The sequence below is a fragment of the Caenispirillum bisanense genome (assembly GCF_039523075.1).
Lineage (GTDB): Bacteria > Pseudomonadota > Alphaproteobacteria > Rhodospirillales > Rhodospirillaceae > Caenispirillum > Caenispirillum bisanense.
This window is the reverse complement of record NZ_BAAAEP010000035.1, coordinates 22,353-49,187: the sequence shown is the minus strand read 5'-3', so window position 1 is coordinate 49,187 and position 26,835 is coordinate 22,353. Positions and strand designations below refer to the sequence as shown.

Annotated in this window: 16 protein-coding genes; 5 read left to right on the top strand and 11 right to left on the bottom strand. The window is 68.8% G+C overall.

Going from position 1 to position 26,835, the window contains the following annotated elements:
• The 4 genes from ABD056_RS15375 to ABD056_RS15360 form a co-directional block, all read right to left on the bottom strand.
• Window positions 1–576: helix-turn-helix domain-containing protein (locus ABD056_RS15375; RefSeq protein WP_343868013.1), on the bottom strand; the 576-nt coding region annotated here is incomplete at its 3' end.
• 154 nt (window positions 577–730) lie between these two features.
• On the bottom strand, window positions 731–3,055 hold the full coding sequence (ptsP, locus tag ABD056_RS15370) for a phosphoenolpyruvate--protein phosphotransferase (RefSeq protein WP_343868009.1): 2,325 nt from the start codon (window positions 3,053–3,055) through the stop codon (window positions 731–733).
• Window positions 3,056–3,124: 69 nt separating this feature from the next.
• Entirely contained in the window at window positions 3,125–4,141 is a 1,017-nt protein-coding gene (locus ABD056_RS15365) for an NAD(P)H-dependent flavin oxidoreductase (RefSeq protein WP_343868011.1), read from the bottom strand.
• A gap of 44 nt (window positions 4,142–4,185) precedes the next feature.
• Complete coding sequence (locus ABD056_RS15360) at window positions 4,186–5,409, bottom strand: aspartate kinase (RefSeq protein WP_343868007.1); 1,224 nt, start codon at window positions 5,407–5,409, stop codon at window positions 4,186–4,188.
• Window positions 5,410–5,635: 226 nt separating this feature from the next.
• Here ABD056_RS15360 and ubiG point away from each other — a divergent pair, with 226 nt between their 5' ends.
• From ubiG to ABD056_RS15345, 3 genes are read left to right on the top strand one after another with little or no spacing between them, the layout of a single operon-like run.
• A complete protein-coding gene (ubiG, locus tag ABD056_RS15355; RefSeq protein WP_343868005.1) occupies window positions 5,636–6,388 on the top strand; it encodes a bifunctional 2-polyprenyl-6-hydroxyphenol methylase/3-demethylubiquinol 3-O-methyltransferase UbiG in 753 nt (250 codons plus the stop codon).
• A 40-nt stretch (window positions 6,389–6,428) separates the two neighbouring features.
• The gene (locus ABD056_RS15350; protein WP_343868003.1) at window positions 6,429–6,710 is read left to right on the top strand and encodes a type II toxin-antitoxin system RelE/ParE family toxin; all 282 of its coding nucleotides are present in this window, start codon (window positions 6,429–6,431) and stop codon (window positions 6,708–6,710) included.
• Window positions 6,711–6,721: 11 nt separating this feature from the next.
• The gene (locus ABD056_RS15345) at window positions 6,722–7,015 is read left to right on the top strand and encodes a HigA family addiction module antitoxin (protein ID WP_343868002.1); all 294 of its coding nucleotides are present in this window, start codon (window positions 6,722–6,724) and stop codon (window positions 7,013–7,015) included.
• 16 nt (window positions 7,016–7,031) lie between these two features.
• On the opposite strand, the gene ABD056_RS15340 is transcribed toward ABD056_RS15345, so the two are convergent.
• Both ABD056_RS15340 and ABD056_RS15335 read right to left on the bottom strand, forming a co-directional pair.
• Complete coding sequence (locus ABD056_RS15340) at window positions 7,032–8,486, bottom strand: TrkH family potassium uptake protein (RefSeq protein ID WP_343868001.1); 1,455 nt, start codon at window positions 8,484–8,486, stop codon at window positions 7,032–7,034.
• Between the two features lie 21 nt (window positions 8,487–8,507).
• Window positions 8,508–9,020: a DUF1178 family protein gene (locus tag ABD056_RS15335; protein ID WP_343867999.1), complete on the bottom strand. Its 513-nt coding sequence runs from the start codon at window positions 9,018–9,020 to the stop codon at window positions 8,508–8,510.
• Window positions 9,021–9,119: 99 nt separating this feature from the next.
• On the opposite strand from ABD056_RS15335, the gene ABD056_RS15330 reads away from it, so the two are divergent.
• Entirely contained in the window at window positions 9,120–9,686 is a 567-nt protein-coding gene (locus ABD056_RS15330) for a class I SAM-dependent methyltransferase (RefSeq protein ID WP_343867997.1), read from the top strand.
• Window positions 9,687–9,805: 119 nt separating this feature from the next.
• The gene (locus ABD056_RS15325) at window positions 9,806–11,023 is read left to right on the top strand and encodes a DUF2325 domain-containing protein (protein WP_343867995.1); all 1,218 of its coding nucleotides are present in this window, start codon (window positions 9,806–9,808) and stop codon (window positions 11,021–11,023) included.
• 212 nt (window positions 11,024–11,235) lie between these two features.
• Here the strand turns inward: ABD056_RS15325 and ABD056_RS15320 are convergent, their stop codons facing one another.
• The 5 genes from ABD056_RS15320 to ABD056_RS15300 all read right to left on the bottom strand — a co-directional run bounded on the left by ABD056_RS15320 (window position 11,236) and on the right by ABD056_RS15300 (window position 26,742).
• Window positions 11,236–12,807, bottom strand: a complete 1,572-nt coding sequence (locus ABD056_RS15320; protein WP_343867993.1) for a SpoVR family protein — start codon at window positions 12,805–12,807, stop codon at window positions 11,236–11,238.
• On the bottom strand, window positions 12,804–14,114 hold the full coding sequence (locus ABD056_RS15315) for a YeaH/YhbH family protein (RefSeq protein ID WP_343867991.1): 1,311 nt from the start codon (window positions 14,112–14,114) through the stop codon (window positions 12,804–12,806). Before ABD056_RS15315 ends, ABD056_RS15320 begins: the two co-directional genes overlap by 4 nt.
• Before the next feature lie 42 nt (window positions 14,115–14,156).
• The gene (locus ABD056_RS15310) at window positions 14,157–16,103 is read right to left on the bottom strand and encodes a PrkA family serine protein kinase (protein ID WP_343867989.1); all 1,947 of its coding nucleotides are present in this window, start codon (window positions 16,101–16,103) and stop codon (window positions 14,157–14,159) included.
• A 481-nt stretch (window positions 16,104–16,584) separates the two neighbouring features.
• Window positions 16,585–26,232, bottom strand: a complete 9,648-nt coding sequence (locus ABD056_RS15305) for a hypothetical protein (protein WP_343867987.1) — start codon at window positions 26,230–26,232, stop codon at window positions 16,585–16,587.
• A gap of 30 nt (window positions 26,233–26,262) precedes the next feature.
• Window positions 26,263–26,742 carry a hypothetical protein gene (locus ABD056_RS15300; RefSeq protein WP_343867985.1) on the bottom strand — a complete coding sequence of 160 codons (480 nt, stop codon included), beginning with the start codon at window positions 26,740–26,742 and terminating at the stop codon, window positions 26,263–26,265.
• Window positions 26,743–26,835: the final 93 nt, after the last annotated feature.

Genomic DNA, 26,835 nt, shown 5'->3' with positions numbered 1-26,835 from the left:
GGACGCCGTGTCGGCCGGGGCGGCGGGCGCCTCGGCCGGCGCCGCGGCACCGGGGGCACCGTCGGCGGCGGGAGCGGTGGTTTCCGCCGGCGGCGGCGCGTCGGGCGCGGTGGCCAGCAGGCTGGAGAAGCGTTCCGGCACGTCCTGGATCAGCTCCGCCATGGAGCGATCCTCGTTGGACATCCAGTACCAGCCGCCATACACCACGGCGCCGACCACGGCGGCCATCAGGATCATGGCGCCGGTGGGCAGGCCGCCTTCGCTGACCGGGGTGGGAAACTCCAGCTCCGCCTTGCGCGGCACGATGGAGGTTTCTTCCTTGTAGCGGCGGACGATCTCGCCGCCGTCCAGGCCGAGGTAGTCGGCATAGGCGCGCACGAAGCCGACCGCGTAGGTCGGACCCGGCAGGTCCTGGTGGCGGCCTTCCTCGATGGCCTGCAGGAAGGTCAGGCGGATGCGCAGGGCCTCGGCCACCTGGGCGATTTCCAGCCCGTGATGCTCACGGTTGGCGCGCAGCAGCGCACCGACGCTTTCCCGCGGCGAGGCATCGACGGACGGCATGTGTTCGGCGTGCACCAAGGCGCAATCTTCCCTAAGACAACTGGGCGAGCCCCTCTCCCGCAGCGGCGGGGCGGGGCACCGCCGGAAAAAGGCGGACGATCCGTCCGGATTACGGCCAACAAGCTACCAAAAGCCGGCAACGCCTAGCAATACATACCCGGCGCCCCGGTCAGGAAAGGGCAACCCCGTGATCCTGCGCGAAGAATCGCAGCTTTTCGCGCACGCTGCGGTCGGGCAGGTCCATGAGGCCGCGGACGTAGTCTTCCGCCGCCCCCACGTCCAGGCTGCGCAGCATCATCTTGACCGGGCCGATGCCGCCCGCCGTCATGGACAGGGTGCGGATGCCGAGGGCGATCAGCGCCAGCGCCTCCAGCGGCCGGCCGGCCATCTCGCCGCAGATGGACAGCGGCGTGCCGGCGGCCCGGCACTGGCGGGCAATCTGATCCACCGCCCGCAGCACCGCCGGCGACAGGACGTCGTAGCGGTCGGCGATCTTCGGATTGCCGCGGTCGCAGGCGAACAGGAACTGCACCAGGTCGTTGGAGCCGAGCGACACGAAATCCACCCGCGGCAGCAGCTGCGGCAGCTGCCAGATCAGCGCCGGCACCTCCAGCATGGTGCCGACCTTCAGGCCGGACGGCATCGCCTCGGGCCCGTGCAGGCGGGCCTCGCGCTCCAGCTCCATGTCGAGCAGGCGGCGGGCGGCCACCAGTTCGGCCACCTCGGAGATCATCGGGAACATCACCCGCAGCTCGCGCCCGCGCGCCGCCCGGATCAGCGCCCGCAGCTGCGCCCGCAGGATGGCCGGGCGGTCGAGGGAGATGCGGATGGACCGCCAGCCGAGCGCCGGATTGTCCTCCGGCTGGCCGTGCCAGTAGGGCAGCACCTTGTCGGAGCCGACGTCGAGGGTGCGGAACACCACCGGCCGGTCGCCGGCGGCATCCAGGATGCGGCCGTAGAGCTGCGCCTGATCCTCCACCTGCGGCAGGCTGGCGCGGGCCATGAACGGCACCTCGGTGCGATAGAGGCCGATGCCGGTCGCCCCGGTCTCGTCCAGGTGCGGCAGGTCCATCAGCAGCCCGGCGTTCAGCATCAGCGTCACCGGGATGCCGTCGCGGGTGACCGCCGGCTCGTTCTTCAGCGCTGAATAGGCGGCGAGCTTGCGGCGGCGGTGTTTCAGGCTCTTTTCAAAGGCTTCGCGGACGTCGTCGCCAGGGCGGATGAACACCTGCCCGTGGTCGCCGTCGAGGATGACCGGGTCGTAGGGCTCCACCTTGGTCAGCACGCCGGCCACCCGCGCCACCACCGGAATGCCGAGGGCGCGGGCAATGATGACGGCATGCATGGTGCGCGAGCCTTCCTCCATCACCAGGCCGCGCAGCTTGGTGCGGTCGTAGTCCAGCAGCTCGGTGGGGCCGAGGTTGCGGCACACCAGCACCGCATCGTCGGGCAGGGCGCCGCGGCTGGCCGCCTGCTCGCCGCCCACCAGGTGGAACAGCAGGCGGTTGGCGAGGTCTTCCAGGTCGTGCAGGCGCTCGCGGATGTAGGGGTCGCTGACGTGCGCCATGCGCACGCGGGTGTCGTCGTGGACCTTCTGCACCGCCGCCTCGGCGGTCAGGCCGGAGGCGATGGCCTCATTGATCTTGGTGATCCAGCCGGTGTCCTCGGCGAACATGCGGTAGGTTTCGAGCACGTCGCGGAAATCGCCGAAGCCGTCGCCGGCATGGCTCTTGACGGTGTCGTCGTCGAGCATGCCGTCCACTTCGGCGCGCAGGGTGGCGAGCGCCGCGCGCACCCGCTCCAGCTCCGCCTCCGGGTCTTCCGACACCAGCCGGCCGACCCGCACCTGCGGCTGGTGCAGCACCGCCACGCCGATGCCGACGCCGGGGTTCAGGCCCATGCCTTCCAGGCGCAGCGGCAGCAGGGCGTTGCCGTCCACCGGCAGCAGTTCCTGCCGGTTGACCAGCTGCGCCACCGTCAGCAGTTCGGCCGTCACCATGGCGACGGTTTCCAGCGTCTCCACCTCTTCCTCGTGGTAGACCCGCTCCTCGCGGTTCTGCACCACCAGCACGCCGACCACGCGGCCGCCGCGCACGATGGGGACGCCCATCAGGGAATGATAGAGTTCCTCGCCGGTTTCAGGCCGGTAGGCGAAGGCCGGGTGGGACCAGGCATCGGCCAGGGCGATGGGGCGGGCATGGGCGGCGATCTCGCCCACCAGGCCCTCGCCCACCCGCAGGCGGGTGTTGTGGACGGCGGACTGCAGCAGGCCGTGGGTGGCGAACAGCTCCAGCACCTCGCCGGCGCGCATGACGTAGCAGGAGCAGACCTCGGCGGCATAGCTCTCGGCGATCAGGGTGACCACCTTGTCGAGCCGTTCCTGCGGCTGGCCGCTGCCGGCCATGACGTCGCGCAGACGCCCCAGCAGGCGGCGCGGCCCGCTGGCGTCGTAGCTCACATTGGCCATCCGGCCGGAGCCGTCGTGGGTGCGCATCGGTCGCCCCCTGCCCCTTCCCCTGTTGCGTCACCCCCCTGCCCGGGGGAGTCTTCTGCCAAGGCTGCGTCAGGCGACCTTCGCCTGCAAGGATTCGATGGCCTGGGCGATCAGTTCGGCAATGATTTCAGCCGTCGGCTGTTCCCGCGTCACCAGCCCGACCGACTGGCCGGCCATCAGCGAGCCGTATTCCACGTCGCCTTCCACCACTGCCCGGCGCAGGGCGCCGGCCCAGAAATGCTCGATCTCCAGCTGTGCCGTCTTCTGGTCGATCTCGCCGCGGCGGAAACGGTCGATGACGTCCCGCTGGGTCTCCAGGAACTTCTGCGTGCCCTTGTTGACCAGAGCGCGCACGGGGATGACCGGGAAGGCCGGGTCCAGTTGCACCGTCGGCACCGCGTCGCGGGCGCTGGCGCGGATGAACGCCTGCTTGAAGTTGGGATGGGCGACGCATTCGGTGGCGCAGACGAAGCGGGTGCCGATCTGCACGCCGGCCGCGCCCATCTCCAGGTAGCTCACCACCGCCTCGCCGCGGCCGATGCCGCCGGCCACGAACACCGGCACCTCGCGGGTGTGGGGCAGGATTTCCTGCACCAGCACGCTGGTCGACACCGGGCCGATGTGGCCGCCGGCTTCCGCCCCTTCGATCACCAGGGCATCGACGCCGGACCGCACCAGCTTCTTCGCCAGCACCAGGGCCGGCGCGAAGCAGACCACCCGGGCGCCGGTTTCCTTCACCCGCTTGATGGCGGCAGTCGACGGCAGGCCGCCGGCCAGCACCACATGCCCCACCCCGTTGTCGGCGCAGACGTCGATCAGCCGGTCGAGGTCCGGGTGCATGGTGATCAGGTTGACGCCGAAGGGGCGCGCGGTCAGCGCCCGCGTGCCCTTGATTTCGGCGTCCAGCAGCTCCGGGCTCATGGAGCCGCAGGCGATGACCCCGAAGGCCCCGGCGTTGGAGATGGCCGCCACCAGGTGACGTTCCGACACCCACGACATGGCGCCGCCGAGGATCGCGACCTCGCAGCCGAGGAACTCGCGCCCCTGCTGCCACAGCCGATCCAGGCGCTGCCGCGCCGCTTCCAGACTCGTCACCCGGTCTCTCCCAGCTTGCCGAAGACGGACGCGGCTTACGCCGCGTCCAGGCCGTATGCGGTGTGCAGGGCGCGCAGGGCCAGCTCGGTGTAGTCCTCGGCGATCAGCACCGACACCTTGATCTCGGAGGTGGAGATCACCTGGATGTTGATGCTCTTGTCGGCCAGGGCCTGGAACATGGTCTGGGCGACACCGGCGTGGCTGCGCATGCCAACGCCAATGACCGAGATCTTCACCACGTTGCTGTCGGCCATCAGGCTCTGGAAGCCGAGCGACTCCTTGTTGTCCTCCAGCAGCTTGACGGCGCGCTGCAGATCGCCCTTGGCGACCGTGAAGGTCAGGTCGGTGGCCTTGCCGTCGTCGGACACGTTCTGCACGATCATGTCGACGTTGATGTTGCCGGCGGTGAGCGGGCCGAAGATGGAGGCGGCGACGCCGGGGCGGTCGGCAACCTTCACCAGGGTGATCTTCGCTTCGTCGCGGGAGTAGGCGATGCCGCTGACCAGTTCTTTTTCCACGATCTCGTCCTCGTCGCAGACCAGAGTACCAGGGGTGTCGGGGGCGAAGGTGGAGCGCACCTGCAGGCGCACCCGGTGCTTCATCGCCATCTCGACGGAGCGGGTCTGGAGCACCTTGGCGCCGAGCGACGCGCTCTCCAGCATTTCCTCGTAGGTGATCTTGTGCAGCTTGCGGGCCTTCGGCACGATCCGCGGGTCGGTCGTGTAGACGCCGTCGACATCGGTGTAGATGTCGCACAGGTCGGCCTTCAGCGCCGCCGCCATGGCCACCGCCGAGGTGTCGGAGCCGCCGCGGCCGAGGGTGGTGATGCGGTTGTCCGGGCCGATGCCCTGGAACCCGGCGATCACCGGCACCTGGCCCTGGGCCATGCGCTCCAGCATCAGCGTGGTGTCGATGTCGAGGATGCGCGCCTTGCCGTGGGCGTCGTCGGTGCGGATCGGGATCTGCCAGCCGCACCACGAGCGGGCGTTGACACCCAGCTCCTGCAGCGCCAGGGCCAGCAGGCCGATGGTCACCTGTTCGCCGGTGGCGACGACGGCGTCATATTCGCGGGCGTCGTGCATCGGCGCGATCTGGCGGCAGTAGTCGACCAGCTTGTTGGTCTCGCCGGACATGGCGGAGACGACCACCGCCACCTCGTTGCCGGCATCGACCTCTTTCTTGACCAGCTGCGCCACGTTCTTGATGCGCTCGATGTCACCGACCGAGGTGCCGCCGAATTTCATTACGATGCGGGCCATGGGGGAGATCGTCCCTTCCGTCCTGTGAGCGTCCCAAGCGAGGCGGCGGTGATCCGGTCTGCGCGCGATGGAAGTGCCCCCTCCCCTCGCGCTCGCCGGTTGCCCCGCCGCACGGGCGCGTATACATACTCTGTCCGTGGCAGGGAGGCAAGGGAAGCCCCGCCCGGCGGCGGACATCTTCCGCCGCGCCCCGCCCCGTCGACCCCGGCAGCCGCAGGAGCCCGCCATGACCGTCGCCACCGCCGCCCGTTCCACCGCATCCGCCGAGGAAATGGCCAAGTTCGAGGCCATGGCCGATGCCTGGTGGGACCCGGAGGGCAAGTTCCGGCCGCTGCACAAGTTCAACCCGGCCCGCATCGCCTTCATCCGCGACACCCTGGCCGCCCACTTCGGCCGCGACATCACCGCCGAGCGCCCGTTCGACGGCCTGACGCTGCTCGACATCGGCTGCGGCGGCGGCCTGCTGTCGGAGCCCATGGCGCGCCTCGGCTTCACCGTCACCGGGCTGGACGCGGTGGAGAAGAACATCGGCGTCGCCCGCGTCCACGCCGCCCGCTCCGGCCTCGCCATCGACTACCGCTGCCAGCTGGCCGAAGGCCTGCTGGCCGAGGGCGCGGCCTTCGACGTGGTGCTGAGCATGGAAGTGGTGGAGCACGTGGCCGACGTGCCGCTGTTCCTGCGCACCTGCGGCGAACTGGTGCGGCCGGGCGGGGCGCTGATCGCCGCCACCCTCAACCGCACCCTGAAGAGCCTCGCCCTGGCCAAGATCGGCGCCGAGTACATCCTGCGCTGGGTGCCGGCCGGAACCCACGACTGGCGCAAGTTCGTCAAGCCGTCGGAACTGGCCGACGGCCTGCGCGCCGGCGGGCTGGTGGTGGAGCAGCTGCGCGGCATGACCTACAACCCGCTGATGGACAGCTGGTCGATCACCGGCGACCTCGACGTCAATTACATGCTGAGCGCGGTGAAGCCGGGGTGAACGTGTTGCGTTCATAGACGCGACGCGGGTATACTGCACGATGATCCGTGACTTCATCGACAGGGATGCCGAAGGCCTCTTCCATGGTCGGCTGTCGAAGCGCCTGCCGCCGGACATTCAGCGCAGTGCCCAGCGCAAGCTGCGGCTGCTGCATCAGGCGCGGGAGCTGCGCGACCTGCTCGCGCCGCCCGGCAACCGGCTGGAGGCGTTGAAGGGCGACCGCGCCGGCCAGCACAGCATCCGGATCAACGGGCAGTGGCGGATCTGCTTCGTCTGGCGCGACGGCGGCGCCGAGCGGGTCGAGATCGTCGACTATCATTGAGGAGGGCACGCGTGCGCGACCTACCCCCCATCCATCCCGGCGAGCAGCTGCGCGAGGAATTCATGGTGCCGCTCGGCCTCTCGGCCTATGCCCTCGCCAAGGCTCTCGACGTTCCGGTCAGCCGCATCCAGGCGATCATCAAGGAACGGCGGGGCATCAGCGGCGACACGGCCTTGCGCCTCGCCCGCTACTTCGATACCACGCCCGAGTTCTGGCTGAACATGCAGCGCGATTTCGACCTGGAAACCGCTGCCGTGGCCTCCGGCGAGGAGATCCGCCGCAAGGTGACGCCCCGCGCCGCCTGAGCTGCTCCGGCGCCGCTCAATCCCGCCAGAAGCGCGGCGCCAGCAGGACCAGGACGGTGAAGAACTCCAGGCGGCCGAGCAGCATGCCGGCGCTCAGCAGCCATTTGGCGCCGTCCGGCAGGGTGGCGAAGTTGCCGGCCGGGCCGATGATCGGGCCGAGGCCGGGGCCGACGTTGGACACCGCCGTGGCGGCGCCGGAGATGGCCGTCACCCAATCGAGGCCCCACAGGCCCAGCAGCAGGGCGATGCTGCCGACGGTGCCGACGTAGACGAAGAAGAACAGCAGCACCGATCCCGCCACTTCCTCGCCGATGGGCTGGCCGTTGTAGAGCCGGGGCGCCACCGCGTTGGGCGAGATCAGGCGGCGCAGGTGGCTGGTGAACAGCGTCCACGACACCTGGAAGCGGAAGATCTTGATGCCGCCGGCGGTGGAGCCGTTGCAGCCGCCGACGAAGGTCAGGGCGAAGAAGGCCGCCACCGCGAAGGCGCCCCACAGGGTGTAGTCGGTGGTGGCATAGCCGGTGGTGGTCACCACCGACGTCACGTTGAAGGCCACCAGGGTCAGCGCCCGGAAGAAGCCGATCCCCTCGTCCACCGCCAGCCAGGCGGCGAGGAACAGGGTCACGAAGCCGAGGAAGCCGACGAAGGCCTTCACCTGGCTGTCGTGGATGAGCGGGCGCAGGCCGCCGCGCACCATCTTCAGGTAGAGCACGAAAGGCAGCGCCCCGGCGGCCATGAAGATGGTGCCGATCCAGTGGATGAGCGCGCTGTCGAAATGCCCCATGGAGGCATCGGAGGTGGAATAGCCGCCGGTGGACAGGGTGGTCATGGCGTGGTTCATCGCCTCGAACGGCGTCATGCCGGCCAGGCTGTAGAGCACGCCGCACACCACGGTCAGCACCACATAGACCGCCAGGGTCGCCAGCCCCAGTTGGTTCACCTTGGCCATCACCTTCTCCGACCGGTCGGAGCTTTCCATGCGGAACAGCTGCATGCCGCCGACGCGCAGGAAGGGCAGCAGCACGATGGCCATGACGATGATGCCGATTCCCCCCAGCCACTGCAGCACGCTGCGCCACACCAGCACGCCCGGCGGCGCGGTATCCAGCCCGATGAGCACGGTGGACCCGGTGGTGGTCAGGCCGGAGATGGCCTCGAAGAACGCATCGGTGTAGCTGAGATCAAGGCGGGAGAAGACGAAGGGGATGGCCGAGAAACCGGCGGTGAACACCCAGCCGAACACCGTTAGCAGAAAGGCCTGCCGCAGCGACATGGTGATGGTGCTGGTGCGGTTGGTGGTGATCAGCATGCCGCCGACCAGCACCGTGAAGCCGCCGCCGATGAAGAACCCGCGCCAGTCGATGTCCCCATAGGCCAGATCGACGATGCCCGGCACCAGCATCGCCAGCCCGACGACGGTGATCAGCAGACCGATCACATAGAGGACCGGCTGCAGGGAGAGTCTGTTCAAGGCAGGGCCTTCCGAAGGGCGTCAGGAAACCGGGCGGCGCCAGGGGATGGTCGCGAAGGCCACCCCTTCCTCGCGCAGGGCTTCGGCTTCCTCGCGCGTGGTCTCGCCGTAGATGCCGCGGGTTTCCGTCTCGCCGTAGTGGATGCGGCGCGCTTCCTCGGCGAAGCGGTCGCCGACGTAGTCGCAGTTGTCCTGCACCGCCTTCTGCAGCTGGCCGAGCGCCTCCGCCAGCTTGCGCACGGTCTCGGCCGCCTTGCCGTGGTCGCCGGCCATCATGGCCGTGGCGGCGGCGGCAGGGGCAGGCGGCTGAGCCGCCGCGCCGGCGGCAGCAGCGGCCTCGGTCGCTGGAGTGGCGGCGCGGGTGGCGCCCTTGCGGCCGATGGCGGGAGCCATCAGCGCCTTGCGCACCTTGGTGTCGCCGCACACCGGGCACTCGACGGCGCCGGCGGCGGCCATGGAGTCATAGGCGGCGCTGTCGCGGAACCAGGACTCGAAGCGGTGCTCGTTCGAACACAGCAGATCGTAGAGAATCATGGCGGCCCGACCCGTTCAGACGTGCGCCAGCTTTACCGCAGGTGCCCGGTCGTGACAAGCTCGCCGAACAGGATGCCCTTGCCGGAGGCCTCGCCCGCCATGGATGCCACCCCCTGCCAGCAGCAGCGCAGCAAGCCCGCCGGCACCACTCCGCCGTCGCCCTGGGTGCGGCGCTGGGGCGCGCTGGTGCCGGAGGGCGGTACGGTCCTCGACGTCGCCTGTGGCTGGGGCCGTCACCTGCGCTGGTTCGCCGAGGGCGGCTTCCGCGTCACCGGCGTCGACCGCGACACCTCCCTGCTGGCGGACCTGGGGGCGCAGGCCGAGATCCTGTCCTACGACCTGGAGGACGGCTCCCCCTGGCCCTTCCCCGACCGCACCTTCGATGCGGTGGTGGTCACCAACTACCTGTTCCGCCCGCTGTTCCCCGCCCTGGCGGCAGCGGTCGCCCCCGGCGGGGTGCTGATCTACGAGACCTTCATGGTCGGCAACGAGGCCTACGGCCGCCCGCGCAACCCCGATCACCTGCTCACCGCCGGCGAGTTGCTGTCCGCCTTCCCGGGCCTTCAGACCGTCGGCTTCGAGCAGGGCAAGGTGGACACCTGCGGCACCGGCGTGGTGCAGCGGCTGGCGGCGGTGCGCACGGCGGAACCCGTCCCCCTGCCCTGACCCCGTCCCCTCCCCCTTCCCGCCCCTCGTCCCGCCCGGAAAAAGGCCTTGCCTCCGGATCCCGCCTGTGTTGAGAATGATTATCAGTTTCATAACTCCGCAGCCGAGCGAGGTCCGCCGTGTCCCTCATCCGCCTTCAGATGACGCGCCGTCGCATCGACGAGATTCCGGGCAAGTGGCATTGCAGCATCATCGGCACCTGCCTGCCGCTGGCCGATCTGCGCAAGATCGCCGCCAAGGCGCGCATGGACCTTTCCGCCAGCGCCGATGACTACCACGTCCATGGCGCCGTGGTGCATCACTGCGGCTCGTCCCGCCTGCTGTCGCGGCTGGTGACCAAGGCGCTGGACAAGCGTTTTCCGGCCCACATCGCCCGCTTCGCCCGCGCCGAGACGGAGGCAGACCTCGCCGCCCTGTGGAAGCAGCATGTGGACAGCGGCGACGTACCCGGCGCCTACTGGGCGCTGATGTCGCACCCGGTGGATTGCGGCCTGCTGCGCCAGCATGCCTATGGCGAGGTCCACATGCTGTCGCACCTGTCCGGCGCCTCGCAGCGGGTGGACATGCGCCGGCAGGCGGAGCTGGAACGCCAGCTGGCCGACCGCGCCGCCGAGGTCGAGGCCCTGGGCGCCGAGCGCAGCCGCTGGCGCACCACCGAAGCGGCCCTGCGCCACGATCTGGCGATGATGGACCTGCACCGCCGCCGGGCGGAAGACCTGGAGCAGCGGCTGGCGGACCTGGAAAGCGGCGCCGCCATCACCGAGGCGCGGCAGGCCCTGCGCGACGAGAAGGCGGAAAGCGACCGCCTGCGCCTGCGCGTCGACCGCCTGACCGGCCAGCTGGACCGTCTGCGGGAGGAAATCGGCGAACTGACCGAGCACAACGCCCGCCTCGTTGCCCGCACCGCCGACCTGGAACTGCGCCTGTGCGAAACCGCCGGCTGCCCCATCGCCGGCCGCCCGGCCGCGCCGCCGGCCGCCGCCAACGACGAGCCCTTCGACCTCGCCCGCCGCCGCATCCTCTATGTCGGCGGCATGGGGCGGACGGTGGCCCACCTGAAGGCCATCGTCGACCGCCACAACGGCGAGTTCATCCACCACGACGGCGGGCTGGAGGACGGGTCGGAACGGCTGGACGGCGCCCTGTCGCAGGCCGACGCGGTGCTATGCCCGGTCACCTGCATCAGCCACGACGCCGTCGACCGCATCAAGCGCAGCTGCCGCCGCTCGTGCAAGGCCTTCATGCCGCTGCCGAGCCACAGCGTCTCCACCTTCGTGCGGGCGCTGCGGGTAGTCGGCCGCGGCCCCCTGCCCTACGTGCCCATGGCGGCGGAGTGAGGCGGAGGCGGGGCTTTTTAACCACCAAGACACCAAGACACCAAGGCGGAGGAGCCTGCCGGCGCATCGTCACCCGGCCTTGGCGCTTCACCACGTCTTCGCCGAAGGCATGAATACTCTGCTGCGCAGGGCGTGGCGGGGACCGGCGCCTCCCGCCTGCCCCCGCCTCTTGGTGTCTTGGTGTCTTGGTGGTTCAAAAACCCACCCCGGCCTTAGGCGAACCGCCGCCGCGGCACCGCCTCGTGGTCTTTCATGACCATGCCGGTCACCGCATCCACCTCCTGCAGCACCACGTCGTAGCCCCACAGGTTGGCGAGGTGGCGCAGCACGGCCTTGGCGCCGGCCTCGTCCAGCAGGATGCCGTTCACCACCCGGTGTTGCAGCACCAACCGGCGGTTGCCCGCCAGGTCGACGTCGATGACCTGGATGTCCGGGTCCGCCCAGGCGATGTCGTACTGGCGCGCCAGCATCTCCCGCACCCGGCGGTAGCCGCGTTCGTTGTGGATGGCCGCCACCGCCAGCACCGGCTCGTCGGCATCGTCCTCCAGTTCGAACAGGTGGAAGTCGCGGATCACCTGCGGGCCGAGGAACTGCAGCACGAAACTCTCATCGCGGTAATTGGCCCACACGTCGCGCAGCACCGCCATGGGGTCGCCCGATCCGGCGATGGCGGGGAACCACTCGCGGTCCTCATCGGTGGGGTGCAGGCACATGCGCTCGATGTCCTTCATGATGGCGAAGCCGAGCGCGTAGGGGTTGATGCCGGAATAGCGCGGATCGTCGAATTCCGGCTGGAAGACCACGTTGGTGTGGCTTTGCAGGAACTCCAGATAGGCGCCGTCGGTGATCAGGCCGCGGTCGTGCAGGCGGGTCATGATGGTGTGGTGGACGAAGGTGGCGCAGCCCTCGTTCATCACCTTGGTCTGGCGCTGCGGGTAGAAATACTGGGCGATGTTGCGCACGATACGCAGGATTTCCCGCTGCCAGTTCTTCAGGTTGGGCGCCGTCTTTTCCAGGAAGTAGAGCACGTTCTCCTGCGGCAGTTGCAGCAGGGAGCGGCGGCGGTTTTCCTCGGCGGAGGCGTCGGCGGCGGTCTTCGGCGCCTGCGGCACGGTGCGCCAGAGGTCGTTGTAGATGCGCTCCTGATGCTCCTGCCGCTCGCGGGCGCGGAGTTCCTCCGACCGCAGGTCCGGCGTCTTCTTGCGCGGGTAGCGGAACACCCCCTGGCTGTTCAGGGCGTGGGCGGCATCCAGCAACTGCTCCACCGCCGTCTGGCCGTGGCGTTCCTCGCAATCGGCGATGTAGCTCTGGGCGAAGGCGAGGTAGTCGAGGATGCTCTCGGCATCGGTCCACTGGCGGAACAGGTAGTTGTTCTTGAAGAAGTGGTTGTGGCCGAAGGCCGCGTGCGCGATGACCAGCGTCTGCATGGTCGCCGAGTTCTCCTCCATCACGTAGGAGATGCACGGGCTGGAGTTGATGACGATTTCATAGGCGAGCCCCCGCATGCCCTTGCGGTAGAGCATTTCATGCTGGGCGAAGTGCTTGCCGAAGGACCAGTGCTTGTACAGCAGCGGCAACGCCGAGGACGAATAGGCGTCGAGCATCTGCTCGGTGGTGATGACCTCGATCTGGTTGGGGTAGACGTCGAGCCCCAGTTCGCCGATCGCGATCTCCTCGATGGCTGCGTGCACCCGGCGCAGGGTGTCGAAATCCCAGTCGGCGCCGGTGTAGAGGGGCTTGGGCCGGTCGGTGGCGACGGCAGGGGCCGCGGGCGCTGGGCTCATGTCACCTCCTTCGCTGACGGTTCGGCATCGCGCTGGAACAGGTCGCGGAACACGGGGAAGATGTCGCGGCGGTGGCGTACCTTGCGCATGGCCAGCGGTGCGCCGGGCTTGATCAGCACCTTGTAGGTGCGCCACAGGTCGGTGTCGCGGCGGATGGGGCCGGCGGGCATGAAGTCGTCGTCGCGGCCGACCTCGATATAGGCGTAGTACTGGCACACCGGCAGGATGACGTCGGCCATCAGCGCCGCCGTCTTGTGGGCGTCGATGGAGGTGTTGTCGCCGTCCGACGCCTGGGCGGCATAGATGTTCCAGTCGGAGGTGGGGTAACGCTCGCGCACCACCCGGGCCATTTCCTCCAGCGCCGTCGACACCACCGTGCCGCCGGTTTCCGGGCTGTGGAAGAAGGTGTCCTCGTCCACCTCCTGCGCGACGTGGGTGTGGCGGATGAACACCACGTCCACATGGCGGTAGCGCCGGGTGAGGAAGATGTGCAGCAGCATGAAGAACCGCTTGGCGAGATCCTTCATGTCCTCGGTCATGGAGCCCGAGACGTCCATCAGGCAGAACATCACCGCCCGCGCGATGGGCTTCGGCACGCTCTCGAACCGCTTGTAGCGCACGTCCAGCGGATCGACGTAGGGGATGCGGATGGTGCGGGCGAGCAGGCCCTCCAGCTGCTCCATCAGGTCGGCCAGCCGGCGCGGGTCCTTGCCGGTCCGCTCCAGCGCCTCGATCTCCTCCCGCAGGGCGCGGATCTCGGCGGCCCGCGGGCGCTTCAGGGCAAGCCGGCGGGACAGGCTGTTGCGCATGGTGCGGGCCAGCGCCAGGTTGGCCGGCGAGCCGGAGGCGGCATAGCCCGCCCGCTGCAGGCTGGTGCTTTCCGACGTGCTGAGGCGCCGCTTCACCAGATCGGGCAGTTCCAGGTCTTCCAGGAACAGGTCGACGAATTCGTCCCGCGACAGCATGAAGCGGAAGTCGTCCTCGCCGCCGCCGTCGGGGCTGCCCTCGTTGCCCCGCCCGCCGCCGCCGGGGGGCGGCCGCGGGATCTTGTCGCCTTCCAGATACTCCTTGTTGCCCGGCAGCACGTGGTTGCGCAATCCGCCGCTGCGGCCGTGGGCGAAGCCCGGTTCATTGACACCGTCACGCGGGATGGACAGTTCCCCGCCCTGCTCCACATCGCGGATGCCGCGCTGCGAGCTGCTTTCGTGCACCGCCTTGCGGATCAGGGCCTTCGCCCGGCGCAGGAAGCGCTGTCTGTTCGGCAGGCTCTTTCCCTTCGGATTGAGCCGGCGGTCGATGATGTGCATGAAGAGGTCCTATCCTGCCTCGCCACCGTCGCCGTCTCCGCCTTACCCGGCGTGTTTCACCCGCATGTACCACTCCACCAGGCGGCGGACCTGGCGTTCGGTGTAGCCGCGTTCGATCATGCGCTCCACGAAATCGGCGTGTTTCTTGTCGGTGTCGCTGTCCTTCTTGGAGCCGAAGCTGATGACCGGCAACAGTTCCTCCACCTGGCTGAACATGCGCCGTTCGATGACCGTGCGGATCTTCTCGTAGGAGGTCCACTCCGGGTTCTTGCCGTTGTTGCTGGCCCGCGCCCGCAGGGCGAACTTCACCACCTCGTTGCGGAAGTCCTTGGGGTTGGCGATGCCAGCCGGCTTCTCGATCTTGCTCAGTTCCTGATCGAGCAGCGCCCGGTCCAGCAGCTGGCCGGTATCGGGGTCCTTGAAGTCCTGGTCCTCGACCCAGGCGTCGGCATAGTCGACGTAGCGGTCGAACAGGTTCTGGCCGTAGTCGTGATAGCTCTCCAGATAGGCCTTCTGGATCTCGTGGCCGATGAACTCGGCATAGCGCGGCGCCAGTTCGGCCTTGATGAACTCCATGTACCGCTTCTCGGCCTCGTCCGGCAGCTGTTCCTGGCGGATGGCGTGTTCCAGCACATACATCAGGTGGACCGGGTCGGCCGCCACCTCCTGGGTGTCGTGGTTGTAGGTGGCCGCCAGCACCTTGAAGGCGAAGCGGGTGGAGATGCCGTTCATGCCCTCGTCCACACCCGCCGCATCCTTGTATTCCTGCAGGGAGCGGGCGCGCGGATCGACCTCCTTCAGGCTTTCGCCGTCGTAGACCCGCATCTTGCTGTAGGCGTTGGAGTTTTCATGCTCGCGCAGGCGCGACAGCACGGCGAAGCGGGCCAGCATCTGCAGGGTGCCGGGCGCGCACGGGGCCGCCGCCAGTTCCGAGTTGGTGATGAGCTTGTCGTAGATCTTCTGCTCTTCCGTCACCCGCAGGCAGTACGGCACCTTGATGACGTAGATGCGGTCGATGAAGGCTTCGTTGTTCTTGTTGTTCTTGAAGGTCTGCCACTCCGCTTCGTTGGAGTGGGCCATGACGATGCCCTGGAACGGGATGGCGCCGATGTTTTCGGTGCCGACATAGTTGCCTTCCTGCGTGGCGGTCAGCAGGGGGTGCAGCATCTTGATGGGCGCCTTGAACATCTCGACGAATTCGAGCATGCCCTGGTTGGCGCGGTTGAGCCCGCCCGAGTAGCTGTAGGCATCGGGGTCGTTCTGGGCGTGCAGTTCCAGGCGGCGGATATCCACCTTGCCGACCAGGGAGCTGACATCCTGGTTGTTCTCGTCGCCCGGCTCCGTCTTGGCGATGCCGATCTGGCGCAGCCGGCTCGGGTGAAGCTTGGCGACCTTGAAGCGGGAAACGTCGCCGCCGAATTCATCCAGCCGCTTGACGCACCACGGGCTCATCAGCCCGGTGAGGCGCCGGCGCGGGATGCCGTAGCGGTCTTCCAGCATCGGCCCCAGGCGTTCCGGTTCGAACAGGCCGAGCGGGCTTTCGAACACCGGACTGAGTTCGTCGCCGGCCTTCAGCACATAGATCGGGTGGGCTTCCATCAGCGCCTTCAGGCGCTCCGCCAGCGACGACTTGCCGCCGCCCACGGGCCCGAGCAGGTAGAGGATCTGCTTGCGCTCCTCCAGCCCCTGCGCCGCGTGGCGGAAGAAGCTGACGATGCGCTCGATGGTCTCCTCCATGCCGTAGAACTCGGAGAAGGCCGGATAGACCTTGATGGTGCGGTTCATGAAGATGCGGCCGAGGCGCGGGTCCTTGGCCGTGTCCACCACCTCCGGCTCGCCGATGGCGGCCAGGATGCGCTCGGCAGCGGTGGCGTACATCATCGGGTCTTCCCGGCACCCTTCAAGGTATTCGCCAAGAGACATCACGGTCTCGCGGCGGCCCTCGTAGCTGCTCACGAAGTCCCTGAAAAGTTCGTCAGCCAGAACCATCCGACTCTCCCTGCGAGGTTTGTCCGATCAGTGCGGCATGCCCGTCCGAACGTGCATGCGCCTTGCCCCCAATTCACCGCGAATTGGCACGGTCCCGTTCGACTGCTACTGGGTAAAAGAGCGCTTCAGTCTTGCGACGTTTCGCAGGCAGCGCGGACGACCCCAGGCGGGTCGGTGCTCTCTTGGCGGAGCCTGGGCGGCCGGTCCCTGCGATACCCTCGCCAGCCATGCCCTGGATTTCAGGGTAACGCCGAAGACGCTTTTCTTTCATCACTTTCTTGCGCCTCACGGGAATAATCTGGGGGCTTAGGCCGGGCGGCACCAGTGTCACCGTGAAATTTCCATGCTGGCGAAGGGGGCCCCGCCGCACTGCCGCACGCAAAAGAAGAACGGCGCAGACCCTTGTTCGGGTCCGCGCCGCTGAAAAGGTTTTGCCGTCTCCGGCCGCCCCGGGGTGAGGCGGCCGGCAGGCGCCGGTGGCTCAGGTGAGCACCGGCTCCGGCTCGCTGCTGCTGCCGCCGGCCGATCCGGCATGGTCGTCGAAGGTGACGGTGCCCGAGCTGTCGTCGCCGCCGCTGCCGCCGGCATCGCCGCCGGAGCCGCTGCCGCTGTCGGCGGAGCCGCCGTCGGTGCCGCCGGCCTTGTCGACCTCCACCTCGTAGACCAGCCCGCCGGTGCCGTCGGTGGGCGTGATGGTGATGGTGGCCGGGCCTTCCACTTCCTCGATCCAGCTGCTGCCGGCGCCGGTGCTGTCCATCATCACCAGCGTATCGGCGCCGCCGGCGGTGTCGATGACGGTAACGGCATTGGCCGGATCAGCCCCGACACCGTAGACGAACAGGTCGTCGCCGCCGGTGCCGACCAGGGTGGCGGTATCGGCCGTGGTGAAGAACAGGTTGCCGCGGGCGCCGTCGTCCAGGGTCAGGTCGTCCTGGATGTTGGCCTGGGCGGTGATGGTGCCGGTGGCCCCGGCGCTGTCGACCACGGTGACCGTGAAGTCGCGCACGCCGGCGTCCAGGGTGCCGTCGCCGCTGGTCAGGATCACGCTTTCCGCCAGCTTCTGGTACACCGCGTGGCTGGCATCGCCCGAGAAGGTGAGCGTGTTGGTGCCCGCCTCATAGCTGATGGCGATCTGCGCCCCGTCGACCTCCACCTCCAGACGCCCGTTGTAAGGGTTGAAGGTGACCGTCTGGCCAGTGATGCCGAGGGTGTCCCCCGGCTGGCGGCCGTTGGTGATGGCCACCATCATGGCCTTCAAGTAATCGCCCACGTCCACGTCGGCGATCACCACCGAGGCGCCGGTGCCGTCGCCATCCGGGAAGATGCGGATGGGATCGCCGCCGTTGCCGATGATCTGGCCGGTGGTATGGGCGCCGATGGTGGGCGCGTCGTTGGTGGGCGTCACCTCCACATCCAGGCTGGCGAAGGTGGAGGCGGTGGTGCTGCCTTCCAGCGCGCGGGCTTCGAGACCGAGGGTGATGGTGCCGTTCCAGTCGGGCGGCGTTACCATGCGCAGGTCGGCGATGTCGCCGCCGTCGATGGTCCACACCAGATCGCTGCCGATCAGTTCCGCCACATAGGGCGTGGTGCCCTTGCCGAAGAACAGGGTGTCGGCCGGCGCGCCGGTGATGATCAGCTTCAGCGTCTCGCCGTCGGGGTCGTTGAGGCGGGCGGCGAGGCCGAGGGCGATGCCGCTGGACGCCACCGGCAGGCCGTCGGCGCCGCGGGCCTGATCCTCGGCGCCCACCACCGGAGCGGTCGGCAGGTCGAGGTCGGGCGCATCGGCCACTCCCTGCACCGTCACCTTGAACGGCAGCTCGGGCGAGGTGGCGGTGGTGCCGTCTTCCTTGGTGACCACGTAGGCGGTCAGGTTGACGGTGCCGGAGAAGTTCTCGGCGCCGAGGAAGTGGGCGTTGTCGGCATGGGCCTGATCGACCACCCAAACGCCCGTTTCAGCCCCGCCGGCGGCCACCGTCACCGGGTTGCCGTCGGCATCGAACAGCGCCTTGCCGTCGCTGCCCACCTGCACCTGCAGCAGCTTGTTGCCCGCCGCATCGGTGATGGCGGCCCCGGCCGGCACGCCCTTGATCACCACCCACAGCGTCTCGCCGGTCAGGTCCGACAGCTGGGCGTTGAGGGTGAGCCTGGTGGGCGTATCCTCCAGCGCATCGGGCACGTTCTGCGGGTCGATGGAGGCCATGTCGGCCACGCCCTTGACCACCACCTGCCAGGTGCCGCTGGCCGCTTCCACCGGCTGGCGGACGTCGCCCTCCATGGTGAAGGCCTTGATCTCCAGCGTCATGGTGCCCGACCAGTCGGCCGGCGGCGTCATCTTGACGCCGGTCAGCGCGCCGTCGGCGGCGATGTTGCCGTCCTTCACCACCCACTCGGTATAAGTGACGCCGCCCACGGTGTAGGAGCCGTTGTTGCTGGCGCCGCTCAGCACCGCGCCTTCCGGAACGCCGCGGATGACGACGGAGACGTATTCCGACGCATGCGCCGCACCGCTGCCGATGCGGTCGCCGATGTTGAGGGTGGCGGTGATGTCGAAGGCGGTGTCCTCGGTCGCCATCACCGGCTCGGTCGGCAGGGTGAAGGTGCCGGTTTCCGTCACCGGGGTCACCTTGAAGGCGATCTTGCCGGCGGAGATTTCCGGGTCGGTGCCGTTGTCGCTGATGGACACCGACACGTCGAGCGTCACCGAACCGTGCCAGTCGGCCGGCGGCTTCACCGTCAGGCCCGACAGTTCCAGCGTGGTGCCGGCGGCCAGCGCCGACTTGGGATCGGCCACGTTGGCGCCGAAGGCCGACACGTCGATGCGATAGGCGCCGTCGGAGTCCTGGGTCAGCGCCACGCCGTTCAGTTCCAGCTTGGCATCGACCGGCAGGCCGGTGGCGCGGATGACGATCTTGGGCTCGTCATCGGTGAAGGTCTCGCTGAAGTTGGCCCGCTCGTTCGGGGCGATCTTCAGGGAAACGGCCACCGACTCGGTGTCTTCGGCGAAGCTCTTGCCTTCCACGTCGGACGAGATGGTGACGCCGTCGACCACCGCCTTGATGGGAATGATCTTCGGGGTGTCGCGCATGATGGTGTCGCTGCGGAAGTCGCCCTCCCCCCCCTGCACCACCACCTGCATGGTGAAGGAGATGGGCGCGTCGGAGTCCTGCGGCGGAGTCAGCTGGACCAAGCCGTTCTTAAGGCTCTCCACCGGGATGACAATGTTGCCGTGCTCGTCCTGATAGTAGGCAAAGGCGCCTTTGGTGGTGCTCGCAACGGTGACGCCAACGGTGAGGATGGTCAGGATCACCGCCGAGACGTCCGACGGAGCCGCAGCGCCGTCGCGGGTGGTGGTGCCACGCAGCACCACCGGCTCGTCTTCCTTGCCGCGCAGGTCGTACAGCTCGACGAAGTCGTCGAGCGGACCGGGCAGGGTGCCGCCACCGCTGCCGTCGCCGTCGAACCTGATCGGCACAGTGATCGGCTCGCTCTTCCAGGTGGTGACGGCATGGTCGTCGGGGTCTAGGTCGCGCACCATGGCGATGACCTTCAGGGTACCGCTGACGCCGCCGGCGCCTTCCACCTGCAGGCTGTCGATGGCATCGCCGGAGACGATCCAGCGGCCGTTGCCGGCGTTGAAGCCGCCGGTCAGGCGGGCATTCTCCGGCACGCCCTCGACGATGAGGTAACGGCTTTCCGACCCGTCGGTGTCGGCCAACTGCAGGTCGACGCCGAGCGCGATCTTGTTGCCGCTGGCGACTGCGGCATCGCTGGGCGTGACCGTGAACACTTTCGCCGGGTCGGCCACGGCGTAAATCTCTACGCTCGTTGCCAGCATCGTTATCTTCCCTTCGCCATCGCCATGGGCCGAGGTGGCCTTGACGGTGACCGGGATGTCGGCGGACCAGTGATCCGGCAGGCCGGTGATGCGGATTTCGCCCATCTTGCCGGTGGCGGCGTCGTAGAAGGTGGCGAGGTCGGGGCCGCTCAGGTCGAATTCCACCCCGCCGCCGATGTCCACCACCCGCGTGGTGGTGCCGTCGACGCCGATGATCTCCGCCTTCAGGCCGGTCAGGCCCATGTCGCCGAAGTCGACGGAGATGTGGGTGATCTGCTCCGCCTCGAACACCGTGTCGGTGGGCAGGACGGTGATGGTCACCGGCACGCCGGCGGCGCCGAAGCTGTCCTCCGCCCCGCCGCCGCTCAGCGAGACGCTGGGGGCGTCGGCCACCGGGTCGATCTGCACCTCAAGGGTATGGGTGAAGGTCTTGGTGGCGCCGTCGTTCTCCGTCACCACCAGGTCGATGGCGACGTCCTTGGTGCCGGAGAAGTTCTTGTCCGTCACCACGATGCGCACGTCGTCCAGGTGGGCGCCGTCGACCGCCCAGCGGCCGCCGCCGATGTACTTCATGAACTGCTCGGAGCCCGGCGCCATGAAGATCTCGACACCGGCCGGAATGCCGCGCAGCACCAGGGTGATGGTTTCCGAGCCGTCGGTGTCCTCGGTGCCCAGCTTGCCGAGACCGGGGTTGAACGGCCCGCCGTCTTCCTTCGCCCCGACGTCGACCGGGATCACCGAGTCGGTGACGACGGTGCCGTTCCAGGTCGGCTTGTCGACGGTGCCGACCACGGTGACGCGCACGGTGGCGTCGTTGTGGGCGGTGTCGCCGTTGCTCGACTCGGTGGAGACGGCGCGGACCGTCAGGTTGAAGTCGTCGTTGGAATGCTCCTTCGGCTCCACCTTCAGGTCGTGGACATGGTCGGTGACCACGTACCAGGTCTCGCCGTTCATCTCGACGGTTTCGGTGATCACCACGCCGCCGGCGCCGATCAGCTTGGCGCCGTCGGGCACGCCCTTGACAAAGACCGTCAGCTGCTCGGCGTTCACCTTGTCGGTGACGTCGGCGGTGATGTTGATCTTCACCGGCCCGGCGTCCTCGTTGACGCGGGCGTCGCGGACCACCAGGAAGGGTTCGTCCGCCACCGCCTGGACGATGACCTTGAAGGTTTCGGTGGAGGTGGCCGTCTTCACCGCCACGGCGCCGTCGCTGCCGGTTTCGGTGGCGGTGGCGGTGATGGTGAAGGTGGGGGCGGCATTGGCGCCGCCGCCCGACAGTTCGGTGTGCAGGTTCTTCGGCGGCACCACCACCACGGTGGCGAGCCGGTCGGGGTCGCCGCCCAGGTCATAGGTGCCGTCGCCCAGGCGGGCGGCTTCCACCACCTTACCGTCGGCGGTCTGGTAGCCGATCACCCAGCCGGCGGGCACGCCGCTGACGGTGACGCCCAGCACTTCCGAGCCGTCGCGGTCCACCAGCCTGGCGTCGATGCCGAGCGAGATGGCGGTATCCTCCCGCCCCTCGATCACCCGCTGGCCGGCTTCTTCCTTCAGGCCGGTGAGCACCAGGTCGGGCTTGTCCGCCACCGCGTCGATGGTGATGACGCGATCGGTGACCATGGTCTTCTGGGTGGCGCCGTTGGCGGTTTCCGTCACCTCGGCGACCAGGGAGTACTTGATTTCCTGGCTGCTGTGTTCCTTCGGCAGCACGGTGATGCCGCTGCCGGTGTAGGACGTGCGCGGGCTGCCCAGGTTGAAGGCACCGTCGAGCACCCAGGCGTAGACCTGGTTGCCGGCGGCATCGGTGGCCGGCACGTCGTCCGGCCCGCCCAGGACCGGGAAGCCCTTGTCGTCATAGCCGGTGACGGCCAGACGGGTCACCGCCGCGCCGCCGATGAGCACGCTGCCGACCGCCAGGTTGGGGTCCGACGACACCATGACCACCGAGGTCAGCCGTTCGGAGCCGTCGGTGTCCTGCAGGGTGACGGTGGGGGTGACGGTGATGTCGCGGCCGGCGCCATCCTCGTTGCCGCCCGCCACCGTGCCCAGGGTGACGTTGTCGGCGACCGGGGTGACCTTGAAGTTCAGCGTGCCGATCACTTCCGTCGCCGTGCCGGAGCGGGTGACGCCGGTGCCGGCGGTGGAGACGTTGCGGTCGCTTTCCCGCGATACCGCCGTGAACTCGAACGACAGGTTGTCGCCGGACCAGTTGGGCGGCGCCTGCAGGTGGACCCTGCCCCCGGAAATGTCGCTGTAGGACACTTCCCAGTAGCCGCTGCCGCCAATCGCCTTGATCTCCCCGGACGTGATGGTGTCGTCGGTGCTGATGGCAAGGCGGGAACCGGTGACGGTCGGCTTGATGCGGATGACCATGTCTTCCGAGCCGTCGAGGTCGCGCAGGGCGGCAAAGACGTCGCCGCTCGCCAGCTTGCCATCGACGCCATCGGCGTCGTCGGCGCCCCACTTCACCCGGTGCCAGTCATCTTCGGCGATGATCTTCACCGCCTCGTCGGTATCGCCATAGGGCTTGTCGGCATCGCCGAACACCCGGACGTTGAAGGTGGTGCTGGTGGTGTGGGTGGCGGCGCCGATCTGACCGCCGCCGTCGGCCGAGCCGTGTTCGGTGGTGGTCACCGACAGGGTCAGCTCACCCTTGTGGCCGGTGCTGCTGTTGACGAAGTTGTTCTTGTTTTCCGGCCACTTGGCCATGACCGTCGACTGATCGGCAGTGGTCAGGTCGACCACGCCGTCGCTGCCGACGGTGACCGTCACGGTCTGCCCGGTCACCGTGTCCTTGTACTGGATGGTGGTGTCGGCGAGCAGGCCCGAGAGCTTGACGTCGGTGACGCTTTCCGTCGCGTCCTTGGCGCTCCACGCCAGGTTCAGCTTGAACAGCTTGTCCTCGACGCCGACGCCGCTGGCCGACAGGTTGGCGGCATCGGCCTCCGCCTTGACGGTGACGTTGACCACCACCTCGTCGCTCCAGGCGGAGTCCGGCGCCGTGGCATCGGCGGCCGGGGTCTCCCAGCTGGTGCCGACATCCACATCCTCCACCAGGGCCTTGGCCTTGAAGGAGAAATCGGCGTCGTTGTGCATCTCGGTGGAGATCTTGACGCTGGTCAGCATGCTCTGCGTCAGCACGTACTTGCCGCTGCTGTCGGGCGTCAGCACCGTGCCGTTGGCCTGCAGGCGCACGCCGGCCGGCACGTCGTAGATCATGACCTTCAGCGTCTCGGTGTCGCCGGCGCTGCCGTCCACCTTGTGCTGGGCGTTGACGATGGCCTGGATGTCGATGGCCTGCCAGTTGTCGGACAGCGACGTGCGCTCCGACATCACCACGTCGGCGATGGTCAGGGTCGGCGCCTCGGTGCCGACGTGGACGTCGAGGCTGGCGGACTTCACCGCCACGTCGCCGTCGCGCGCCTCGGCGGTGACGGCATGGACCTTCAGCTGGAAGTCGGAGCTGTTGTTGAGCGGCGAGGTGACGGTCAGGCCCGCCAGCTTGTCCGCCGCCACGTCGTCGGCGGTGATGACGATGGCATAGGTGGAGCCGGCCGGCATGGTGATGCCGCCGACCGTCACCGGCGCGGTCACCGCCGTCAGGGCGGCGCCATCCTTGGCGATGACGGCGCCGGCGGGCACGCCGGTGATGTAGACCGTCAGGGTTTCCGAGCCGTCACGGTCGACCAGGGCGCTGTCGATCTCCAGCGCGATGGGCTTGTTCTCCATGCCGGCGGCGTTCTTCACCGTCAGCGTCGGGGCGTCGGCGACCGCCACCACCTCGATGCTGCCGCTGCCGCTGGAGGCGCGGACGGAGCCGTCGTTGTCGAGCACCGTCGCCACCACCGTGAACGACACGTCGGCGTCGGAATGCTCCTCCGGCCGGAAGGTCAGCCCTGCCGGTCCGTTGTAGCCGAGGGTGGCGCCGCCGGCGGTGACCGGCGTGAAGGCAGTGGCCGGCAGTTCATAGGCCAGCACCGGCTTGCCGTCGTCGCCGGCCAGCGGGGTGTCGCCGTCGAACAGCGGCGTGATGCCGTCGGCGGCATAGCCGGTGACAGCGCGGCCGGTGATCACCAGGCCGCCGAGCGACAGGGTGCCGGCGGCCAGCGCCGTGCTGCTGGACACCAGCCAGACGGAGCCGGGCTGGCTGCCGTCCTGGCCGAGCAGACGCTCGCTGCCGTCCTGGTCGATCAGGTCGATGCGCACGGCCACGGGGATGTCGGTGTCCTCGTTGCCGCGGCCGGACCCGGCGAGGGTCATCTCGTCGGCCACCGCGTCGATGGCGACGGTGACGCCGGTCACCACCGTCTCGTTGCTGTCGCCGTCGCTGTCGACCACCACGGCGCGGACGTCGAAGGTGATGTCGGCATCGGTGTGGGCGGGGCTGTCCCACTTCATCTGCAGGCCGAGGCCCGCCTGCTCGCCGTCGATGACGTAGCGGCCGCCGGTGAAGGTGACCGGCGTGCCATCGGCGTAGCGCACCAGCACGTTGGAGGGCACGTTCTCCAGGTAGACCGTCAGGGTCTCCGACCCATCGCCGAGGCGGGCGTTGATGGCCGAGTCCAGGGTCACGTTGGCCCACTGGTCTTCCAGGCCGCTGCCGCTGACGCTCACCGCCGGCGCCACCACGCCGACGTCGACGTGGATGTCGCGCGGCCCGGTCACCGCCTGCGGCACCGCCACGTCGCCGGCCTCGGTCGGGTTGGTCTCCTCGGAAACGCCATAGACCTTGAGCGTGAAGTCGCGCGAATCATCGGTCGGCGGGGTGACCGTCAGCCCGGCCAGATCGGCGGCGCTGGCGACCGGAATGGCCCAGGTGACGGTGCCGCCGACGGCGGTGACGCCGGCCGGCAGATCGGTGACGATGGCACCCTTGCTCAGCACCGCGCCGTCCGGCACGCCGGTGATGTAGACGATCAGGCTTTCCGAGCCGTCGGCATCCACCAGGGCGGCGCTGACGTCGAGGGCGATGGCGGTGTTCTCCACCCCGGCGGCGGTGCTACCAGCAGTGACGGTGGGGGCATCGGCCACCGCCGACACGGTCACGGTCACCGCCGAAACCGACTGGTTGGTGTCGCGCGCCGTCTCGCGGTCGGTGCCGACGTCCACGTCCTGCACCACGGCGCGGACGTTGAAGCTGATGTCGGCGTCGGAGTGCTCGGCCGTCGCCGGATCCCACCGCACCTGCACGTCGTTCAGGCGGTCGGTGGGGACGATGTAGCGGCCGTCGGCGTCCTGCGCCAGGGCCGTGCCGTCCTTCAGCTGGATCAGCACGTTGGCGGGCAGGTCTTCGATGTAGACGAACAGCCGTTCGCTGCCGTCGCCGGCATTCACCGCCGCCGACAGCGACACGTCGGCCCATTCGTCCTCGCGGCCGCCGCCGGTACCGCCGACCGACGGCGCCACGACGCCCACGTCGACGTTGATTTCCGCCGGGCCGGAGACGGCGCGGTCGCCGTTCAGCGCTTCCTCGGTAACGGCATAGACCTTCAGGGTGAAGTCGGCCGAATCATTGGCCGCCGGCAGCACCTTGAGGTCGCCCAGGTCGCCCGGGCTGAGCACCCAGGTGCCCACCGGCAGGGTCAGGCCGCCGGGCAGGTCCAGGGCCTCGGTCAGCTGGGTGCCGGCGCTCAGCTGGGCGCCGGGGGGAACGTCGGTGATGTAGACCGTCAGCGTCTCCGACCCGTCGGCATCGACCAGGGCGGAGTTGACCGACAGCGCGATCCACTCGTTTTCGGTGCCGGCGGAATCGACGGCGGACAGGTCGGGGGCGTCGGCCACCGCTTCGATCTGCACGGTCAGCGGAGTGGAGACGGTGGAGGTATGGCCGGTGACCTCGCGCGAGGTCACCTCCACCACCAGCGGCACCTCGCCGCTGTAGTGCTCCGGCCGCACGAACCACAGGTCGGCCAGCTTGTCGGTGGGGATCAGCCAAGCGCCGCCGCCCATGGCGGAGCCGACCGCGGCCCCGCCGCCATCGGTGAAGGAGAAGCCGTTCGGCACGCCGCGGATGATGACCGTCAGCGTCTCGTTGCCGCCGTCGGTATCGTTGGTCCCGACCGTGATGTTCAGCCGAATGGCGAGGTCTTCCACACCGGCCGCATCGGCCACCAGTAGAGTCGGCGTCTGCGCCTGGCGGGGGTCCGGCGTATCCACCGGCGTATCACCCCCGGTGGGCGGAGCGGGCGGCGTCACCACCGGCGGGTCATCGGTGACGACCTCGGGGGCGGCCGGCGCTTCCGGCTCGCTGCTGGTCGCCGGCGGCGGGGTGGAGAGGTCGATGTCCTCGCCGGTCACGAACGGCGAGGCCTGCGGCGCCGCGAAGGCCTAGTTCTGGGCGGCGGCCGGCGCCTGACCCGGCGGCAGGGAGCCGACATCGGGCTCGACCGTGCGCTGGGCTTCCTCGTCTTCCTCGTCCTCGTCATCCTCGTCGCGCGCCGTCGCCTCGCGGGCGCGGCCGACCGGCACGGCGTCGAACTCGGACTCGACGGTGTTGTCGGTCTCGCTCGGGGTGTAGGGGTCGACGATCACCGGCGACTGGTCGTCGAGCGTTTCCCCCTCGCCCGGCAGACCGGCCAGCAGGCCTTCGTTGGTGGAGCGGCGGCCGGTCTGCACATTGGCATTGGCGAAGATGTCTTCGGTGCCGCCAAGGCCGCCCCGTTCGCCCACATGCTCGACACCATCCTCCAGCGCCTCGTGGCCCTGGCCGTGGATGTGCAGGCCTTCGGCGGCACTCTGGCCGCCGTCGCCGGTACCCTCGGCGTTGGGTTCATAGACCACCTGGTTGCGATCGTCGTTCTCGGCCATCGCTTCTACTCCCCCTCGGACGTCGTGACGGCCCCGCACGGACCGCGTGGATCGGAAACAGCATGACGGGCGCGGGCTCGGCCGCGCTCGTCG

Bases quoted from the DNA above. Each gene is read 5' to 3' on its own strand.
- ptsP (WP_343868009.1), bottom strand. From the start codon at position 3,055: ATGCGCACCCACGACGGCTCCGGCCGGATGGCCAATGTGAGCTACGAC.
- ABD056_RS15360 (WP_343868007.1), bottom strand. From the start codon at position 5,409: ATGGCCCGCATCGTAATGAAATTCGGCGGCACCTCGGTCGGTGACATC.
- ubiG (WP_343868005.1), top strand. From the start codon at position 5,636: ATGACCGTCGCCACCGCCGCCCGTTCCACCGCATCCGCCGAGGAAATG.
- ABD056_RS15350 (WP_343868003.1), top strand. From the start codon at position 6,429: ATGATCCGTGACTTCATCGACAGGGATGCCGAAGGCCTCTTCCATGGT.
- ABD056_RS15335 (WP_343867999.1), bottom strand. From the start codon at position 9,020: ATGATTCTCTACGATCTGCTGTGTTCGAACGAGCACCGCTTCGAGTCC.
- ABD056_RS15330 (WP_343867997.1), top strand. From the start codon at position 9,120: ATGGATGCCACCCCCTGCCAGCAGCAGCGCAGCAAGCCCGCCGGCACC.
- ABD056_RS15320 (WP_343867993.1), bottom strand. From the start codon at position 12,807: ATGAGCCCAGCGCCCGCGGCCCCTGCCGTCGCCACCGACCGGCCCAAG.
- ABD056_RS15315 (WP_343867991.1), bottom strand. From the start codon at position 14,114: ATGCACATCATCGACCGCCGGCTCAATCCGAAGGGAAAGAGCCTGCCG.
- ABD056_RS15310 (WP_343867989.1), bottom strand. From the start codon at position 16,103: ATGGTTCTGGCTGACGAACTTTTCAGGGACTTCGTGAGCAGCTACGAG.
- ABD056_RS15300 (WP_343867985.1), bottom strand. From the start codon at position 26,742: ATGGCCGAGAACGACGATCGCAACCAGGTGGTCTATGAACCCAACGCC.